The sequence below is a fragment of the Amycolatopsis pigmentata genome (genome assembly GCF_042684065.1).
Taxonomy (GTDB): domain Bacteria; phylum Actinomycetota; class Actinomycetes; order Mycobacteriales; family Pseudonocardiaceae; genus Amycolatopsis_E; species Amycolatopsis_E pigmentata.
Genome location: NZ_JBHUKR010000006.1, coordinates 1,010,488 through 1,028,797, shown reverse-complemented (window position 1 = coordinate 1,028,797; position 18,310 = coordinate 1,010,488). Strand labels below are relative to the sequence as shown.

The following is an 18,310-nucleotide window of genomic DNA, read 5'->3' as shown; positions in this document are numbered from 1 at the left end:
ATCACCAGCCGCGCCGTGGCGCGCGGTTGCCCAGCCGGCTGTCGTCGCGGCTCCGGTAAACGATGTAGGGCCGCGTGAGATAACCCAGCGGCATCGAGAACACGTGCACCAGCCGGCTGAACGGCCAGAACGCGAACAACGCCCATGCGGCGAGCGCGTGCAACCGGAAGCCGAGCGAGGCGGCGGCCATCAGGTCCGGCCGTGGATCGAGGACGAAGATCGAGCGGAACCACGGTGACACGGTTTCCCGGTAGTCCTGGGGATGGCCGGTGAGGTTGCCGATCACGGTGGTGCCCAGCCCCAGCAGGATCGTGCCGAGCAACAGCACGTACATGATCTTGTCGTTGCGGGTGGTGGCGGAGAACACCGGACCGACCGTGCGGCGCCGGTACACCAGGATCGCGGCGCCGGCCAAGGTGCAGACCCCGGCGATGACCCCGAGCCCGACGGCCGTGGCGTGGTAGGCGGTTTCGCTGATTCCGGCGGCCTCGGTCCACGATTTGGGGATGAGCAGTCCCCCGACGTGCCCGAGCGCGACGACCAGGATTCCGAAGTGGAACAGCGGACTGCCCAGGCGCAGCAGCCGGTTTTCGTACAGCTGTGAGGATCGGGTGGTCCAGCCGAACTTGTCGTAGCGGTAACGCCAGACGTGGCCGACGACGAAAACCGCGATCGAGACGTAGGGCACGGCCACCCACAGCAGAATCGACAGGGTGCTCACTGTTGCGGCCGGCTGGGGTGTCACTGTTCCTCCGCGACGTCACTGTGGTCACCTTGACAGTGGCGAGTCAATACAACGGTTGTCATCGGGGCTCTCCCTGGGGCAGGTATTCCGGCGGTGCGAAGGGAGCGAGGCCGACCTCCTCCTCCGGTGGACCTTCGGCGGCGAGACGTGCGACCGCTTCGTGTTCACGGCGGCCCAGGGGTGGCAGGGTCGCCGAGACGGATTCGAGGACGTGGGCCCACGGCGACCCGGTTTCGCGCAGTCCCAATCGCATCAGCTCCAGACCGGCCCGGTGCTCGGTGAGCAGCCGTGTGCCGACGACGGGATCACCGGTGGCGGCGAACTCCAGCACGACGGCGAGGTGGTCGGGCAGTTCGGCGTCACCGGAACCGTCGTGGAGTTCCAGCCCGGCGGCGCGGTAGGCGTGTTTGAAGCGCAGCAGGGCCATGCCGCGTTTGCGGGTGTCACCGTAGGCGAAATAGGTCAGGTAAGGACTGAAACGCCTGCGGTGGTCGAACGTCGCGACGTAGTCCGCGGCGAGCTCGTTCGGCGGTGTTGTTTCGGCATGGTCGAGAAAGGCACTCAACGGTTCGGCGAGGGAAGCGGGCAGCGTGCCGACGGCCGCGCGTAACAGCGGGACGCGCTCCAGCAGGAGTTCGTCGGGGTAGCACATCAGCAGTGACTGGACCTGCCACGCGGTCATGCGGTGGGTGTCGGTGAGAGTCACGGTTTCGGCCCTTCCCCCGTCTCCTGCCCGGATTTCCGACGTGGCGGGAAGAGTCCGTCGGGATGCCCTTTGCCGTCCCAGTTCAGCAGGTTGACCCTGCTGCCCTTGTCGAGCGGCGCGGCGACGGTGTCGGTGGTCTGCCGGTCACGCAGCATGTGGAAGTTCTCCACGGCGATCGGCGACACGGGACCGGAGGACTCCCCGAACGGTCCGGAGCCGCCCATGCCGGGCCCGCCCTCGTAGTCGAGGCTGCACTCGGTGGCCAGCTCTTCCAGCCCGTGCGCTTGCTCGGCGTGCGCGGGCGGGATGACGTAACGCTCGTCGTACTTGGCCAGAGCGAGCAGCCGGTACATGGCGTAGATCTGCTCGCCGGTCATTCCGACCTTGGTCGCGATGGCTTCCCGGGGCTCGCGGCCCAGGTTGATGTCGCGCAGGTAACTCCGCATCGCGGCCAGCCGCCGTAGTACGGCGTCGACCGGTTCGACATCGCCCGCGGTGAACAGGTTCGCGAGGTATTCGACCGGAATACGCAAAGCGTCGATGGCGGCGAAGAGGTTGCCGTGGTCTTCGGCGTCATGGCCGGTGTCGCGGACGACGTCCACGACCGGCGACAGCGGCGGGACGTACCAGACCATCGGCATCGTCCGGTACTCCGGATGCAGCGGAAGCGCGACCTTGAAGGTGTTGATCAGAGCGTAGACAGGCGACCGTTGGGCGGCCTCGATCCAGTCACGCGCGATGCCGGCACGTTCGGCCGCACGGATGACCTCCGGGTCGTGAGGATCGAGGAACACCTCGCGCTGCGCCTCATACAGGCCGGTCTCGTCCGTTGTGGACGCCGCCTCCAGCACCCGGTCGGCGTCATAGAGCATGAGCCCGATGTAGCGCAGGCGGCCGACGCAGGTTTCCGCGCACACGGTGGGAATGCCGACCTCCACGCGGGGGAAACAGAAAGTGCATTTCTCGGCCTTGCCGGTGCGGTGGTTGAAGTAGACCTTCTTGTACGGGCAGCCCGAGACGCACATCCGCCAGCCGCGGCACCGGTCCTGGTCGACCAGCACGATGCCGTCCTCGCTCCGTTTGTAGATGGCTCCGGAGGGGCACGAAGCGGCGCAGGAGGGGTTGAGGCAGTGTTCGCAGATCCGGGGCAGGTAGAACATGAAGGTCCGGTCGAACTCGAAGCGGACCTTGTCCTCGATGCCTTTCAGCATCGGGTCCTTGTGGCCGTGGTCGGGCGCGCCGCCGAGGTCGTCGTCCCAGTTGGCCGACCAGGTGATCTTCGTGTGCTCGCCGGTGATCAGCGACCGCGGCCGGGCGACCGGGGTGTGTTCCTGCAGGGGCGCGGTGGTGAGGGTGTCGTAGTCGTAGGTCCAGGGTTCGTAGTAGTCGTCGATGCCGGGCAGCTTGGGGTTGCTGAAAATCGTCAGCAGTTTGCGCAGCCGCCCGCCGCCTTTGAGTTTCAGGCGGCCGCGGCGGCCGAGCGTCCAGCCGCCGCGCCAGCGTTCCTGATCTTCGTAGGTGCGCGGATATCCCTGCCCCGGCCGGGTTTCCACGTTGTTGAACCAGACGTACTCGACACCGGAACGGTTGGTCCACGCTTGTTTGCAGGTGACCGAGCAGGTGTGACACCCGATGCACTTGTCGAGGTTCATCACCATCGCCATCTGGGCCATCACGCGCATCAGTAGCTCACTTCCTGGCTCCGGCGGCGGATCACGGTGACCTCGTCGCGCTGGTTCCCGGTCGGCCCGAGGTAGTTGAACGCGAAGGAAAGCTGCGCGTAGCCGCCGATGAGATGAGTCGGTTTGATCAGCAGCCGGGTCAGGGAGTTGTGGATGCCCCCGCGTTTGCCCGAGGTCTCGGTCCGGGGGACGTCGATCAGGCGGTCCTGGGCGTGGTGCATGTAGACGGTGCCCTCGGGCATCCGGTGGGACACGATCGCGCGGGCGACGACCACGCCGTTGCGGTTGACCGCCTCGATCCAGTCGTTGTCCGCCACCCCGATCTTCGCGGCGTCCTGTGTGGACATCCAGATGGTCTGCCCGCCGCGGGAAAGACTGAGCATGAACAGATTGTCCTGGTACTCGGAGTGGATGGACCACTTCGAATGCGGAGTCAGGTAGCGCACGGTGATCCCACGCTCGCCGAGGTCCCCGCGGTGCCCATTGATCGGCTCGCCGATGCCAGGTTCGTCGAACAGCGCGGTCATGTTCAGGGGCGGCCGGAACACCGGGAGTCCTTCCCCGAGTTCGGTCATCCAGTCGTGGTCGAGGTAGAAGTGCTGGCGGCCGGTGAGGGTGTGCCAGGGCTTGAGGCGTTCGACGTTGATGGTGAACGGCGAGTACCGGCGGCCGCCCGTCTCCGAACCGGACCATTCCGGTGAGGTGATCACCGGTACCGGCGCCGACTGGGTGTCGGCGAAGGTGATCCGCTTGCCTTCGTGCTCGGCGGCCAGGTCGGCCAGCTCGGTTCCGGTGCGGCGTTCGAGGGTGCGGAAGCCTTGGGTGGCGAGGTGCCCGTTGGTGGTGCCGGAAAGCGCGAGGATCGCCTCGCAGGCGTGCACGTCCCGGAGCAGCGACGGTCGTCCGTCACCGGGCCCGCCACGAATGGTGCCGTTCTTGTGCCGCAGGTACTCCACCTCGTCCTCGACCCGATAGGTCAGGCCTTTGGTGGTGGCACCAAGAGTGTCGGCGAGCGGCCCCAGCGCACCCATTTTCGCCGCTATCGCGGTGTAGTCGCGCTCGACAACGGTCAGGCGCGGCATCGTGACACCGGGAATCGGTTCACACTCCCCGGTTTTCCAGTCCAGCACGCGCCCGTGCGGGGTGGCGAGTTCGTCGGGAGTGTCGTGCAGCAACGGCGTGGCCACCACGTCCTTGCGCACGCCGAGGTGCTCGGCGGCCAGGCGGCTGAAGGCCTCCGCGATGGCCTGGAACGCGGACCAGTCGGTGCGGGTCTGCCACGGCGGCGCGATCGCGGGGTTGAACGAGTGCACGAACGGATGCATGTCGGTGGTGTTCAGGTCGTGCTTCTCGTACCAGGTCGCGGCCGGGAGCACGACGTCGGAAAAGAGCGTGGTGCTGGTCATCCGGAAGTCCAGCGTCAGCAACAGGTCCAGCTTGCCGGTCGGCGCTTCGTCGTGCCACGCCACCTCGTGCGGGCGGGCTCCCGGCGGCGCCTCCTCCGCGCGCAGCGCGTTGTCGGCACCGAGCAGGTGCTTGAGGAAGTACTCGTTGCCCTTGGCCGAGGAGCCCAGCAGGTTCGCGCGCCACACGGACAACACGCGGGGGAAGTTCTCCGGCGCGTCCGGGTCCTCGCACGCGAACCTGAGCCGCCCGTTCTTCAGCTCGTCCACGACATAGTCCTCTGTGGACGATCCGGAGCGTTCGGCGTCGTCTGCCAGATCCAACGGATTTCGGTCGAACGTCGGGTACGAGGGCATCCAGCCCAGCCGGGCGGCCTGGGCGATCACGTCGGCGGTGGTCTTGCCCGCCAGCTGACCGCCCTCGGTCGCGGAGAGCGTTCCCGCACTGAAGTGGTCGTAGCGGAACTGGTCGGTATGCAGGTACCAGTAAGCGGTCTGGATCATCTGCCGTGGCGGCCTGCACCAGTCGAGCGCGAACGCCAGCTGCGACCAGCCGGTGATCGGGCGGCACTTCTCCTGGCCGACGTAATGCGCCCAGCCACCCCCGTTGACGCCCTGGCAGCCGGTGAGCGTGGTCAGGACGAGGAAGGCGCGATAGATCGTGTCGGAGTGGAACCAGTGGTTGGTCCCCGCTCCCATGATGATCATCGAGCGGCCACGGGATTCCTCGGCGTTGGCGGCGAATTCCCGCGCGATGCGTGCCGCCGCCCGCGCCGGCACCCCGGTGATCGGTTCCTGCCAGGCCGGGGTGCAGGGTTCGGCGGGATCTTCGTAGCCGGCGGGCCAGACGCCCGGCAACCCGTCGCGGTGGACCCCGTACTGCGCCAGCATCAGGTCGAACACGGTGGTGACCAGGTGCCCGCCGACCCGGCGCACCGGTACCCCGCGACGGACGGCATTCCCTGGCGCCTGGTCGAACCGGGGCAGCTCCACCGTCACCGCGTCCGCCCCGGCCAGGGACAGCAGCGGATCGATGTCTCCGAGGTCGAGGTTCCACCGTCCGGCGCCGGAATCGCCGTAGCGGAAGCCGAGGGACCCGCCGGGCACGACCGGTTCCCGCGTGGCGGCGTCCAGCAGGACGGTCTTGAACGCGGCGTGCTCCGTGCCCGCGTGGCCCTCGAGATCAGCCGCGGTGAGGAACTTGCCCGGCACATAGGCGTCCCCGCGTTCTTCCAAGCGGACCAGGAAGGGCAGGTCGGTGTAACGCTTGACGTAGTCGGTGAAGTACGGAACCTGCCTTTCGACGAAGAACTCGCGCAGGATCACGTGTCCCATCGCCATCGCCAGCGCGCCATCGGTACCCGGCCGGGCGGGCAGCCACTCGTCGGCGAACTTGACGTTGTCGGCGTAGTCCGGGGCGACCGCGACGACCTTCTGGCCGCGATAGCGCGCCTCGGCCATCCAGTGCGCATCGGGTGTGCGGGTCACCGGCAGGTTCGACCCCCACATGATCAGATACCCGGCGTCCCACCAGTCGCCCGACTCCGGGACGTCGGTCTGGTCGCCGAACACCTGCGGCGAGGCCACCGGAAGGTCGGCGTACCAGTCGTAGAACGACAGCATCGAGCCACCCAGCAGCGACACGAACCGCGCCCCGGAGGCGTGGGAAACCATCGACATCGCCGGGATCGGCGAGAACCCGGCGACCCGGTCCGGGCCGTAGGTCCTGATCGTGTGCACGTGCGCCGCCGCGACCATTTCCGTGGCCTCGTCCCAGCCGGCGCGGACCAGCCCGCCCCGGCCGCGCGCCGCCTTGTAGCGGCGCGCCCGCTCGGGGTCTTCGACGATTTCCGCCCACGCCAGGACCGGATCGCCGGTACGCGCCTTGGCTTCCCGGTACATTTCCAGCAGCACGCCGCGGACATAGGGATAACGCACCCGCGTCGGCGAATAGGTGTACCAGGAGAACGCCGCCCCGCGCGGACACCCGCGCGGCTCGTATTCGGGACGGTCCGGGCCGACCGAGGGGTAATCGGTCTGCTGGGCCTCCCAGGTGATGATCCCGTCCTTGACGTAGACCTTCCACGAACACGATCCGGTGCAGTTCACCCCGTGTGTGGAGCGCACCACCTTGTCGTGACTCCAACGGTCCCGGTAGAACTCGTCCGCCTGCCTGCCCCCGATCTTGTGCAGGGTGCGCAGGTCCTCGGAGACCTCGGCACGCGTGAAGAACCGACGCGTTTTCACCAGCGCATCGGACAATTCACCGTCCAGGCCCACGACGCGGCCGGGCGGTTCGGTCTCGGTACTCACGTTCGGCGCTCCTCTGGCAACCAAGGGAAACAAGTGATCGACAGGGCGTTTCCGACCCTGACGACTCGACGGGCCATTACGAAGGTTGATCGACATCGACCGCGGCACGGATGCCGACACGCGCGCGGACGCTCTCGATCGCTTCCCAGTCCTCGGTGCCGAGATGGCCGAGCGCGGCCGGGGATCGCCGCGATCTTGTTCGCCAACTCCGCCATCCTGGCGACATCGCCCGCGGCGTGCGCGGAGCGCACGTGGCTGATCAGGGTGACGACCTCGTCGTGCTCCCGGGTCAGGTCCGCGATCGCGGCCAGGGCCTGGCACCCGCAGTACTCACACATGCCGGTCCTCCACCGGTCCGCGCAGGGAGCGTCGCGCGATCGTCGCGGTGAAGGCGAGAGTCGCCGCCGCGACCACGGCCAGCGCCGCCAGACCCAGCGCGTAGGAGCCGAAGGCGCCGTAGAGAGCGCCCATGACCAGTGGAGGAAGGAACCCACCGAGGCCGCCCGCGGCGCCGACGACGCCGGTGACCGAGCCGACCATCTTGCCCGGCGCCAGCAGGGCCACCAGCGCGAACACCGCGCCGCTGCCCGCTCCGAGTGCCGCGGCCATGGCCAGGAACGCGATCGTGCCCGTCGGCATCAAGACCGGGCTCCAGGCCTGCACGGCGGCACCCGCGGTCACCACGGCGAACACCGCGATCAGGACCCGGGCCGGGCCGAACCGGTCCGACAGCCAGCCGCCGACCGGCCGCATCACGACCGCGAGCAGCACGAACCCCGCCATCCGGCCGGCCGCGTCGGTCTGGGTGAGCCCGTAGGTGGCCCTCAGGTAGGCGGGCAGGTACACCGAGAACGCCACATACCCGCCGAAGGCCACCGCATACAGCCACGACGCCTGCCAGGTCACCGGCAGCTTCATGGTGGCCACCAGACGGCGCGAGACCGGCTCGGTGGGCACCACCCGTCCGGGAGCGTCCCGCAGCAGCAACGCCGCCACGATCGAGTACACCGCCAGCACGATGGCGGTCACCATGAACGGCGTGGCCAGGCCACCGAGGTTCACCAACTGCACGGTGGTGAGCGCGCTGATCGCGGTGCCGCCCATACCCGCGCCGAAGATTCCGATCGCAAGGCCTCGCCGCTCGGGCGGGAACCACGCGGTGACGAACGGCACCCCCACCGCGAACGCGGTGCCGCCCAGCCCGAGAAAGAAGCCCCCGGCCAGCAACGCGGCCAGTGATCCGTGCCCGGGCAGTCCGAGGAACAGCACCGGCACGATGGTCAGCGCCGAGATCACCGGGAACATCACGCGCCCGCCGAACCGGTCGGTCAGGGCTCCCACCGGGATCCGGCCGAGCGACCCGACCACCACGGGAACGGCCACCAGCAGGGCCTGGTCGAACGCGGTGATGCCCAGGGAGTCCTTGAACAGCGGGCCGAGCGGGCTCAGCAACGCCCATGCCCAGAAGTTGATGGCGAACCCGGCCGTGGCCAGGCTCAGCATCAGCATCCGCCGTCCGGCGACCGGTGGCGCCCCGGATTCCGGTGGTGCCGTCGAGCGGCTTTCCGTTCGGTGGTGTGTCGAGGTCATCGGCTCCCGGCCCATCGCGCGTGGTCCAGCCCACCGGTTGGCGAGCACACCCAGCATCGCCACCGCGCCACGCGACCGGATAGGGGAAAGTGCCTTTACCCGAAAGGACCTAGCGCCCTAGGCGAAATGATCAGGGGGCGCCTCCGGGCCACGGAGACCGGGAGTCAAGCGCCCTTCGTGGCGTAGCGGTGCCGTCCCAGGGTCGCGACGGTCACCAGTGGCACGCTGATGGCCAGCGTGATCCCGAACATGGCGGTGAAACCGCCCGTGCCGACCATCGGGCCGAACACCGCCGTCCCGATCGCGCTGCCGGTGAACAACATCGTGGCGAACAACGAGACGGCCATCGCGCGGTAGCCGGGCGCCATGTCGGTCGCCCACGTCTGCAGCGTGGAGTGCATGAACGCCCACCCTCCGCCCAGCAACACGGTTCCCGCGACGACCGCGACGGCACCGTGCGAGATCACCATCACGACATAGGCGAGCACCGCCATCCCGCCGCCGACGAGAATCAGGAGCCACGGCGCCATCGTCCGGGTCCGCGCCTTGACCACCCGCGCGAACACGACCACCGAAGCGCCGTAGGCGGCGGTCAGCAACCCGGACACGGTCACCGACAACCCGGAAGCCTGCAACACCACCGGAAGGAAGGTCAGCGGTCCGAGCAGGACGAGTCCTTCGACCAGCACCAGCACGAGGACGAGCAGCACCGGCCCGCTGGTGAGCACGCCGCGGATCGACGACCACACCGGCGGTGGTGTGCCGAGCGGCGGCTCGGCCAAGGAGCGCATGAAGAACGACAACGCCCCCGCGATCAAGGCGGTCAGCGCGAAGGCCACCCGCCAGCTGCTGAATTCGGCGATCGCGCCGGCCGTCACGGTCGCCGCGGCCATGCCGGTGGCGGAACTGGTCATCAGGTCCGTGAGTGGCGCCTGCCGCACCCGCACCGGCACCGTGTCCCCGACGTAGACCAGCGCGCCCGGGACTGCCGCGGCGAAACAGCCGCCGGTGAAGCCCCGGGCGGCGACCAGCCAGCCGATGCCCGGCACCACCGCCGAGCCGAGTCCGCCGGCCATCGCGAGCAGCAGGGCCAGCCGCATGGTCCGCACCCGGCCCAGGCGGTCGGACAGCACGGCCCAGCCGACCTGCGCTATGCCGTAACAAAGGAAGTAGACGGCCGCGGCGTGGCTGACCTCCTCGACCGGCCGTCCCAGCTGCGTGGCGATGACGACCAGCATCGGCGCGATCATGAGCCGGTCGAACTGCGAGGTGAAGGTCGTGAGCTGCAGCAACCGGAGCGACCCGGCCGACACCGTTGTCCTGCTTGCGTCGCTCGACATGGCTCTCAGTGAAACGCCGCCAAGGGGTCGGATACCAGACGTGATCACCGTGTCGCTCACCACAGCGGGGTGTTGCTGTCCGGGATCAGTCGAAGACGGGCTGTGGTAATGACCTTCCGGCTGTGCCACGCTTTTGCGAGGCCTTTGCCGAGGCCGATCGTCGCCCAACGAGGAGGAGCCAGTGAAGCGAGCACCCATTGTCCGGAGCGCCATCGCCCTGAGCGTCGCCGCCGTCGCGATGGCCGCCGGTGCGGGCGTGGCCGACGCCGGCATTCAGGGAACGGGCTTCGCCCCCAACGGAATCCAGGGATCCGGGTTCGCGCCGAACGGAATCGAGGGTTCGGGATTCAGACCCAACGGGATCCAGGGTACCGGGGGCAGGCCCAACGGAATCGACGGAGGCGGCGCGACGACGAACGGCATCCAGGGATCCGGCGCCACGGTCGACGGCATCCAGGGGACGGGATTCGCGCCCAACGGGATCGAGGGAACGGGTTAGGGCGGTCACCGAGTCCGGCCGCTCCCGGATCTTGGACGTGAGGCCGCCCCGGCGCCAATCCCGCCGCGTGCCACCCGTTATCCCCCGGAACCGGTGACCAGCACGACCTTGCCGACGTTCCGGCGGGCTTCGATGATCTCGTGGGCGCGCGCGGCCTCGGCGAGGGGAATCTCGGCGTGCACGCGGGTGCGCAGGGTCCCGTTCGCGTGGAGGTCCCACAACTCGTCACGCCAGCGGGCATAGACCTCGGGTTGGCCACGGGCGATCCTTGCCATCTGGAAGCCGATGGCCGATGCGCTCCGGGTCAGCAGATCATGCGCGTCGATCGTGCCACCGCCCGAACTGAAGGCGACCAGACGGCCGCCCGGCGCCAAGGCGCGCACCGCGGGCCCGAGCAGCGTTCCGCCGACCCCGTCCAGGACGATGTCGACCGGATCGCCCCAGGACTCGTCCTCATACCGCACGACTTCGTCGGCGCCGAGGGCACGCACCGCCTCCGCCTTGTCCGCACTGCCGACCGCCGCGACCACGCGGGAGGCACCGCCCGCGCGCGCGAGCTGCACGGCGAGGACACCGACCGCGCTCGCCGCCGCCGTGATCAGGACGGTGTCACCACGGCCCGGGCGCCCGGCCTCGTAGGCGCCGCGCGCCACCAAGCCGCTTCGGACCAGCGCGACGGCGTCGACGGCGGTCGCCGATTCCGGGATGAGCGAGGCCATGTCCTGGTGGACCAGCGTCCGTTCGGCATAGGCATGTGAGAAGCACAGACCGGTCACACGGTCGCCCACGGCGAAACCGGTGACGCCCTCTCCTACGGCGACGACGATCCCGGCGACCTCGCCTCCGAGCGGGACCGGCTCGGTGCCCTCGTACACCTTGCGGACGGCGGGCAGCGTCACGCCGACCACCTCGGTGCCGACGAGCACCTCACCCGGACCTGGTTCGGGGTCGGGCACCTCCTCGACGAAGAGGACCTCCGGGCCGCCATTGACCTCGTAGCGGACACGTCTCATGGACACTCCCCCACAAACGCGACAGACAAGAACCCCTCACCAGGAAGGCGGCTACACCTTCCCGGGAACCGAAAGATCTTAGCGACACATCCATCATCAAGCGAAGCTCAATATCGAGGGTGAGCCCCGTCCCATCGACCGCCGTACCGCGCTGACCGCTCGGCCGGGAACACCGTCCGGCGAACTGGTGTCACCGCAGGTCCACGGGCGATGCAGCGGACAGTCCGGGCGCGATGCGGGCTCGCGGGCCGTGGGCACGGGCCAGGTGCGCGGGTTACCGTTGGGGAGTGCTCGCCGTCCGGTTCTTCTCCTCGTTCGAAGAGGGCGATCCGCGACCGCTGGGTGCCGAGATCGGCCCGGGGCCGGGCCGCTCCCCCACCGCCAAGGCGGGCGTGGGCTTCACCGGTCTGAAGGCGCTTCGCTACGCGGGCGCCGGGCAAAGCCGGACCCTGGTGTTCGAAGTGGACATCCCCGTCACCGAGCACACCGAGTTGTCGTACGTGATCTTTCCGGAGTCGGACGAGGGACCGAGCTACCGCAGCACCCTCGCCGCGCTCGGTGTCGAGTTCGACGACGGGACCAGCACACCGGAATGGACCGGCGGCAAGGCCCTCTACCTCGACCAGTGGAACCCGGTGCGGCGGCCGCTGGGCGCCGCGGCCGGCCGGAGGATCACCGCGATCCTGCTGACCGTGCCGGCGACACCAGGACCGGGCGAGGTCACCGGCTGGATCGACGACGTGCGCATCGCCGAACGGACCCCCGAGCGGCGCGACGCGGTGGACTGGGTGCGTACCACGCGCGGCACCCACTCCAGTGGCGAATTCTCGCGTGGCAACACCTTTCCGGCGACCGCGGTGCCGCACGGGTTCAACTTCTGGACCCCGGTGACCGACACGTCCTCCCTGTCCTGGTTGTACGAATACCATCGCCGCAACGACGAACGGAACCGCCCGGTGCTGGAGGCGTTCGCGCTGAGTCACCAGCCGAGCCCGTGGATGGGAGACCGTCACACCTTCCATCTCATGCCCGGCACGGGCAAGCCGACCAGCACCGTGACCGGCGCGACATTCGGGCACGACAACGAAACGGACCGGCCCTACTACTACGCGGTTCGCTTCGACAACGGGATCTCCGCTGAACTCGCACCGGCCGATCACGCCGCGATCTTCCGTTTCACCTTCCCGGAGCGGCGAGGCTGGGTACGTCTCGGCGACGCCGGTGGCTTGCGGTTCGACCGGGCGAGGGGAGCCTTCTCCGCCTACACGACGGTGCGCAGCCGGCTGTCCAAAGGCGCGCGCCGGATGTTCATCGCCGGCACCTTCGACCGTCCGGCAGCGGGCGGTACCCGGCATCTGGCGTTCGAGCTCGACGACGGCCGCACTGTCGAGCTGCGCATCGCGACCTCGCTGATCAGCCTGGAGCAGGCGCGCCACAACCTCGAAGCGGAAATCCCCGCGGGCACGGCCTTCGAGCGGGTGCGGGACCACGCCCGCGAGCGGTGGCAGGAACTCCTCGGACGGATCGAGATCGAAGGCGCGAGCGACGACCAGCTGACCACCTTCTACTCGAACCTGTACCGGTTGTTCCTGTACCCGAACTCCGGCCACGAGGAAACACCCTCAGCAACGGAAACCGTCCGGCACGCCAGTCCGGTGATCCGGAGCCTCCGTCCGAGCACCCGTACCCGGACCGGCGCGAAGGTGGTTTCGGGGCCCATGTCGGTGAACAACGGGTTCTGGGACACCTACCGCACCACCTGGCCCGCGTACGCGCTGCTGACGCCGGGCCGATGCGGCGAACTGATCGAGGGATTCGTGCGGCAGTACCGGGAAGGCGGCTGGATCGCGCGCTGGTCATCCCCCGGCTACGCCGATCTGATGACCGGCACCAGCTCCGATGTCGCCTTCGCCGACGCCTATCTCAAAGGGGTGCGCGGATTCGATGTCGAGGGGGCGTACGAGGCCGCGCTGCGCAACGCCACGGTCCCGCCACCGAACCGGGCCGTCGGCCGGAAAGGCCTGCACGAGTCGATCTTCCTCGGCTACACGCCGACGAGTACGCCCGAGGGACTCTCATGGGCCCTCGAAGGCTGCGTCAACGATTTCGGACTCGCCAACTTCGCCGAGGCGCTGGGACGCCACGACGAAGCGCGGTATTTCCGCGCGCGCGCCGTGACCTACGCCAACCACTTCGACGTGCGGACCGGCTTCTTCCAGGGCCGGCGGCAGGACGGCGGCTGGCGCTGGGAACCCGGCGAATACGACCCGGAACTGTGGGGCTTCGACTACACCGAAACCAATGGCTGGAACATGGCGCTCTCGGTACCCCACGACGGCGGCGGCCTGGCCGCCCTCCTCGGCGGCCGCGCCGCGCTGGAGTCCAAATTGGACACCTTCTTCGCCACGCCGGAGACCGGGGCCAAACCCGGTTCCTACGGCGGGATCATCCACGAGATGACCGAGGCCCGTGACATGCGGATGGGCCAGTACGCGCATTCCAACCAGCCCTCGCACCACATCCCGTTCATGTATCTGCATGCCGGCGCGCCCGCGAAGGCCCAGGCCGTGGTGCGCGAAGTACTGACGCGTTGCTACACCGGCAGCGAGATCGGCCAGGGCTATCCCGGCGACGAGGACAACGGGGAAATGTCCACCTGGTACGTGTTCGCGGCCCTCGGCCTCTATCCGCTGGCGGTCGGCAGCCCGGTCTACGTGCTCGGCGCACCCTTGTTCGCCCGCACGGTCACCCACCTGGAGAACGGCAGGGACATAGTGATACGAGCCTCCGGCGACGGCCCCTACGTCGCAGGCCTGCGCGTCAACGGACGGCCGCACACCCGGGCCTGGATCTCTCACGACGAGCTGACCTCCGGCGCCGTCCTCGAATTCGACCTCTCGGAAACCCCGTCGGACTGGGGAACCCCGCCCCCTTCCCTGACCGAGGGCGACCGGCCGCCCCGGCCGTTGACCGACCTCACCGGCCACGCCACCTCGGACGACGGCACGGACGTGCGAGCGCTGTTCGACGACACGAGCCGGACCCAGGTGGTCTTCCGCGCCCGCGAACCGTCTGTCGAGTACACAGTGGACGGACCGCCCCGGCCTCTGGAGATCTACACGCTCACCTCCGGCACGCGTGGCGCGCCCGCCGCGTGGGTGCTGGAAGGTTCGGCCGACGGCCGGAACTGGACGGTCCTCGACGAGCGTGAGGACCAGTCCTTCCGCTGGCGGCGTCAGACCCGCCCGTTCGCGCTTGCCGAACCCGCGGCCTACCCGCGTTACCGGCTCCGGATCACGGAGTCGGGTGGCGGCCGCCTTTCCTTGTCGCAGTGGGAGCTTCTGTGCCGGTGACCGCATGGCAGGTGTTCCGCGACCGTGTGGTGGCCACCGACCCCGGGCTGATCCGGTTACGGCTCGCGCTGTGGGGGGTACTCGGCATCGCCACGGCCGCGATCGTGCTGGTTCTGCTGCGCCTGCCGACTCCGGCGATCCTGGTCGCCTCGATCGCGGCGATGCAGGCGACCTTCACGATCAACGACCGGGAAGCCCGCTCGCAGGTCATCAGCATGGTGCTCGCCACGTGCGCGGGCGCCGCCTCGCTCACCGTGGCCGCGTTCGGCTCCGCCGTGCAGCACCTGGACAACGTGCTCTTCGTCGTGCTGATCTTCTTCGTGGTCTACGCCCAGCGGTTCGCGCCGCGGGGCACCGCGATGGGCGCGCTGTCGTTCTTCATGTTCTTCTTCGCGATGTTCCTGCAGGTCCAGCCGTCCCAGTTGCCGCAGTTCCTGTTCGCGCTGGCCGTCGGCGTCGCCTCGAACGCCTTCGTCCGGTTCGCGGTGCTGCCGCGCCGCCCGGCCGCGGAACTCTTGCGGGTGCGGCGGGCGTTCCGCGCGAGGCTCGGTGCCGAAGCCAGGGCGGCCGCCGCCTACCTGGCCGGCGAGGGCAGTGACCGGCGGGGGGCGGCGCTGCGGCGTGCGGATTCGCGGCTTCACCAAGCCGTACTGATGATCGAGGACGCGATCTCGGACGTGCTCGACCCACCCGCCTCCGAGCTGCTGCGGCGGCGCGCGATCGAGGTCGAACTGGCGGCGCAACGACTGTCCATCGTCACCCGGCGTGCCGGGGTCACCGAAATGCCCGACGACGTGCGCAGCGAACTGGTGGCCGCCCTGCTGCGCCTTGACTCGCTGATCGAGATCGACCCGCGCGAGCTTCCGGTGATCAGCGAGACCGGCGAGTTCAGCAAGATGCTGGTGGCCGGGAGCAGACTCGGTGACAACGCGCCCGGCAACGAACTCCGCCGCGCGATCGCCGAACTGGCGCTCGCCGACGTGAACGCCCAGAGGGTCGCCGAGAACGACTACTCGGCCGAGGCGGAACTGCCGGAAGCGCCGAAACCCCAGCCGAAACGGTTCTTCGCCTTCGACAACAAGACTCGCAGCGCGATCCAGGCCACGATCGGTGGCGGGCTCGCGGTGCTGTTCGGCGAACTGGTGTCGTCCCAGCGGTGGTACTGGGCCGTGCTGACGGTGTTCGTGGTGTTTCTCAACACCTCCACCGCGGGTGCCACGTTCGTCAAGGGGTTCCGGCGGGTGACCGGCACACTGGCCGGGATCTTCGGCGGGATGCTGCTGGCGCTGCTCGTGGCCGGACACACGCCCGTCACGGTCGTGCTGCTCTTCCTGTGCGTCTTCGGCCTCGTCTACACGCTGCGGGTCTCGCAGCTGGTGGCGTCGTTCTTCATCACCTGCCAACTGGGGCTGCTCTACAGCCTGCTCGGCACGTTCAGCCTGGAGGTCCTCGTGGTGCGGGTCGCGGAGACCTTCATCGGCGCGGCGGCCGGGCTGGTGGCGGCGGTCGTGGTGCTGCCGGTGCGGACGCGCACCGTGCTGCGCACCGATCTGAAGGGGGTACTGCAAGCGCTGCGGACGTTCCTGACCGGGGCCGAGGATCTGCTCTCCGGCGAAGAGAACATCAGCGTGATCGAACTCTCCCGCGAACTGGACCGCGCGGTGGAGAAGGTGCGCACCACGGTGGAGCCCCTGACGCACCCGATCAGTTTGAGCAGCCGCCGAGACTACGGCACCTACGTCGTGACCACTTTGGACAAGATGTCCTATCGGGTCCGCGATCTGGCGGTCCACGCGGAACCGGCGCTGCTGGCGGGCGACGAGAGGCTGACCGTCCTCATCGACCGGTTGACCGGCAATGTCGACGTGCTGCTGGACGCGATCGAGTCCGGCACGACACGGCGCACCCTCGACCACGACACCGGCAGCGCCCAGACGATCGTCGTCCGGGACGCGGACGGTCCCGACACGCGGTCGGTGCTGAGCGGCCTGGACCGTCTCGACGAGTGGATCGTCGCGCTGGGCCGGGCACTCGGAGTGAAAACCACGGAATCGGTTCAGCCGACCGTGAGGCGACGCACCGTATCGACCGGCCCCGGGACGGATAGCATCACGAGCACAAGCGAAAGAACCGTCCGCAGGAGTACGTGATGACCCAAGCCCCCGTCACCGTCACCGTCACCGGCGCCGCCGGCCAGATCGGCTATGCGCTGCTTTTCCGCATCGCCTCCGGCCAGCTGCTCGGCCCGGACACCCCGGTGAGGCTGCGGCTGCTGGAGATCCCGCAGGCGGTCAAGGCTGCCGAAGGCACCGCGATGGAACTGGAGGACGGGGCGTTCCCGCTGCTCGCGGGCACCGACATCTTCGACGACCCGAAGCGCGCGTTCGAGGGCGCCAACGTCGCCCTGCTGGTGGGCGCGCGACCCCGGACGAAGGGCATGGAGCGCGGTGACCTCCTCGAGGCCAACGGCGGCATCTTCAAGCCGCAGGGTGAGGCGATCAACGCCGGTGCGGCCGACGACGTCAAGGTGCTCGTGGTGGGCAACCCGGCCAACACCAACGCGCTGATCGCCCAGTCGAACGCGCCCGACGTGCCGGCCGAGCGGTTCACCGCGATGACCCGCCTCGACCACAACCGCGCGATCGCTCAGCTGTCCAAGAAGCTCGGCGTGCCGGTCGGCGAGATCCGGAAGATGACCATCTGGGGCAACCACTCGGCCACCCAGTACCCCGACCTGTTCCACGCCGAGGTCGGCGGCCGGAACGCCGCCGAGGCCGTGAACGACGAGAAGTGGCTGGCCGACGAGTTCATCCCGACGGTGGCCAAGCGCGGCGCGGCGATCATCGAGGCGCGCGGCGCGTCCTCGGCCGCCTCGGCGGCCTCCGCCGCGATCGACCACATCCACACCTGGGTCAACGGCACCCCCGAGGGCGACTGGACGTCGATGGCGGTGCCCTCCGACGGCTCCTACGGCGTGCCCGAGGGCCTGATCTCTTCGTTCCCGGTCACCACGAAGAACGGGAAGTACGAAATCGTGCAGGGCCTGGAACTCGACGAGTTCTCCCGCACCCGCATCGACGCCTCCGTAGCCGAACTGGCCGAGGAGCGCGAGGCCGTGGCCAAGCTCGGGCTCATCTGAGTTTCACGAGATCATGGGGGACCGCCGGGCATTCCGGCGGTCCCCGATTCACTCCGTGAAGACTCTCTTGTCAGGACCAGAGTGGGAGCTCGCCGAGGTTCCTGCAGCCTTCGGACAGTTGTGAAAACCAGCCTTCATGGCCCGTGCCGACCCAGAGGTCCGCTTGACCGGCCACGTCAGGGCAGGCGAAACAGGCGTTCCACCGCCCGTGATGGTATCCGTCGTTGCAAGCGTTGGACAGCGCGTCCATGTTCGGATAAACGCCTGCGAAAAAGGGGCCGCCGGCGGGTGCCGCGGTGGCATTCGGCGCACCCACTGCGATCGAAGCGCCGATGGCGGCGATGGCGGCCGCACCGACCGAAAGTCTCCTGAACAAAGCTACGCTCCTCCATGAATGGGCGAAATCGGTGCGGATCAGCAGGGCACCGTCACCATCGGGAAGCGTTTTCACGCTTTCCCTTCTACCAGCCTGTCATCTCCCGTCGCCGGTTTTCGGCGCTCATCGGTAACGTGACGTGCCCCTTTGT

12 protein-coding genes are annotated in these 18,310 nt (G+C 68.7%); 4 read left to right on the top strand and 8 right to left on the bottom strand.

What is annotated here, in order from left to right; translation table 11 throughout:
* Position 1: 1 nt before the first annotated feature.
* The 6 genes from narI to ACFSXZ_RS12665 form a co-directional block, all read right to left on the bottom strand.
* Positions 2-745 (bottom strand): respiratory nitrate reductase subunit gamma, encoded by a 744-nt coding sequence (gene narI / locus ACFSXZ_RS12690; protein ID WP_378264647.1) that lies wholly within the window; start codon positions 743-745, stop codon positions 2-4.
* Between the two features lie 58 nt (positions 746-803).
* Positions 804-1,451 (bottom strand): nitrate reductase molybdenum cofactor assembly chaperone, encoded by a 648-nt coding sequence (narJ, locus tag ACFSXZ_RS12685; RefSeq protein WP_378264645.1) that lies wholly within the window; start codon positions 1,449-1,451, stop codon positions 804-806.
* On the bottom strand, positions 1,448-3,133 hold the full coding sequence (narH, locus tag ACFSXZ_RS12680; protein WP_378264643.1) for a nitrate reductase subunit beta: 1,686 nt from the start codon (positions 3,131-3,133) through the stop codon (positions 1,448-1,450). The genes narJ and narH overlap by 4 nt, the downstream gene beginning before the upstream one ends.
* On the bottom strand, positions 3,133-6,849 hold the full coding sequence (locus ACFSXZ_RS12675) for a nitrate reductase subunit alpha (RefSeq protein ID WP_378264641.1): 3,717 nt from the start codon (positions 6,847-6,849) through the stop codon (positions 3,133-3,135). Before ACFSXZ_RS12675 ends, narH begins: the two co-directional genes overlap by 1 nt.
* Before the next feature lie 330 nt (positions 6,850-7,179).
* On the bottom strand, positions 7,180-8,352 hold the full coding sequence (locus tag ACFSXZ_RS12670; protein ID WP_378264801.1) for an MFS transporter: 1,173 nt from the start codon (positions 8,350-8,352) through the stop codon (positions 7,180-7,182).
* A 251-nt stretch (positions 8,353-8,603) separates the two neighbouring features.
* The gene (locus ACFSXZ_RS12665) at positions 8,604-9,779 is read right to left on the bottom strand and encodes an MFS transporter (protein WP_378264639.1); all 1,176 of its coding nucleotides are present in this window, start codon (positions 9,777-9,779) and stop codon (positions 8,604-8,606) included.
* A gap of 181 nt (positions 9,780-9,960) precedes the next feature.
* Between ACFSXZ_RS12665 and ACFSXZ_RS12660 the strand changes: the two genes are divergently transcribed.
* Entirely contained in the window at positions 9,961-10,278 is a 318-nt protein-coding gene (locus ACFSXZ_RS12660; protein ID WP_378264637.1) for a hypothetical protein, read from the top strand.
* Between the two features lie 77 nt (positions 10,279-10,355).
* Here the strand turns inward: ACFSXZ_RS12660 and ACFSXZ_RS12655 are convergent, their stop codons facing one another.
* The gene (locus ACFSXZ_RS12655) at positions 10,356-11,291 is read right to left on the bottom strand and encodes a quinone oxidoreductase family protein (RefSeq protein ID WP_378264635.1); all 936 of its coding nucleotides are present in this window, start codon (positions 11,289-11,291) and stop codon (positions 10,356-10,358) included.
* A gap of 287 nt (positions 11,292-11,578) precedes the next feature.
* Between ACFSXZ_RS12655 and ACFSXZ_RS12650 the strand changes: the two genes are divergently transcribed.
* From ACFSXZ_RS12650 to ACFSXZ_RS12640, 3 genes are read left to right on the top strand one after another with little or no spacing between them, the layout of a single operon-like run.
* On the top strand, positions 11,579-14,644 hold the full coding sequence (locus tag ACFSXZ_RS12650; RefSeq protein WP_378264633.1) for a GH92 family glycosyl hydrolase: 3,066 nt from the start codon (positions 11,579-11,581) through the stop codon (positions 14,642-14,644).
* Entirely contained in the window at positions 14,641-16,794 is a 2,154-nt protein-coding gene (locus ACFSXZ_RS12645; protein ID WP_378264631.1) for an FUSC family protein, read from the top strand. Before ACFSXZ_RS12650 ends, ACFSXZ_RS12645 begins: the two co-directional genes overlap by 4 nt.
* Positions 16,794-17,783, top strand: coding sequence for a malate dehydrogenase (locus tag ACFSXZ_RS12640; RefSeq protein ID WP_378264629.1), 990 nt, complete (start codon positions 16,794-16,796; stop codon positions 17,781-17,783). The genes ACFSXZ_RS12645 and ACFSXZ_RS12640 overlap by 1 nt, the downstream gene beginning before the upstream one ends.
* A 70-nt stretch (positions 17,784-17,853) precedes the next feature.
* Here the strand turns inward: ACFSXZ_RS12640 and ACFSXZ_RS12635 are convergent, their stop codons facing one another.
* Complete coding sequence (locus ACFSXZ_RS12635; RefSeq protein ID WP_378264627.1) at positions 17,854-18,234, bottom strand: hypothetical protein; 381 nt, start codon at positions 18,232-18,234, stop codon at positions 17,854-17,856.
* Positions 18,235-18,310 lie beyond the last annotated feature (76 nt).

Bases quoted from the DNA above. Each gene is read 5' to 3' on its own strand.
- ACFSXZ_RS12655 (WP_378264635.1), bottom strand. From the start codon at position 11,291: ATGAGACGTGTCCGCTACGAGGTCAATGGCGGCCCGGAGGTCCTCTTC.
- narH (WP_378264643.1), bottom strand. From the start codon at position 3,133: ATGCGCGTGATGGCCCAGATGGCGATGGTGATGAACCTCGACAAGTGC.
- ACFSXZ_RS12665 (WP_378264639.1), bottom strand. From the start codon at position 9,779: ATGTCGAGCGACGCAAGCAGGACAACGGTGTCGGCCGGGTCGCTCCGG.
- ACFSXZ_RS12670 (WP_378264801.1), bottom strand. From the start codon at position 8,352: ATGCTGAGCCTGGCCACGGCCGGGTTCGCCATCAACTTCTGGGCATGG.
- ACFSXZ_RS12640 (WP_378264629.1), top strand. From the start codon at position 16,794: ATGACCCAAGCCCCCGTCACCGTCACCGTCACCGGCGCCGCCGGCCAG.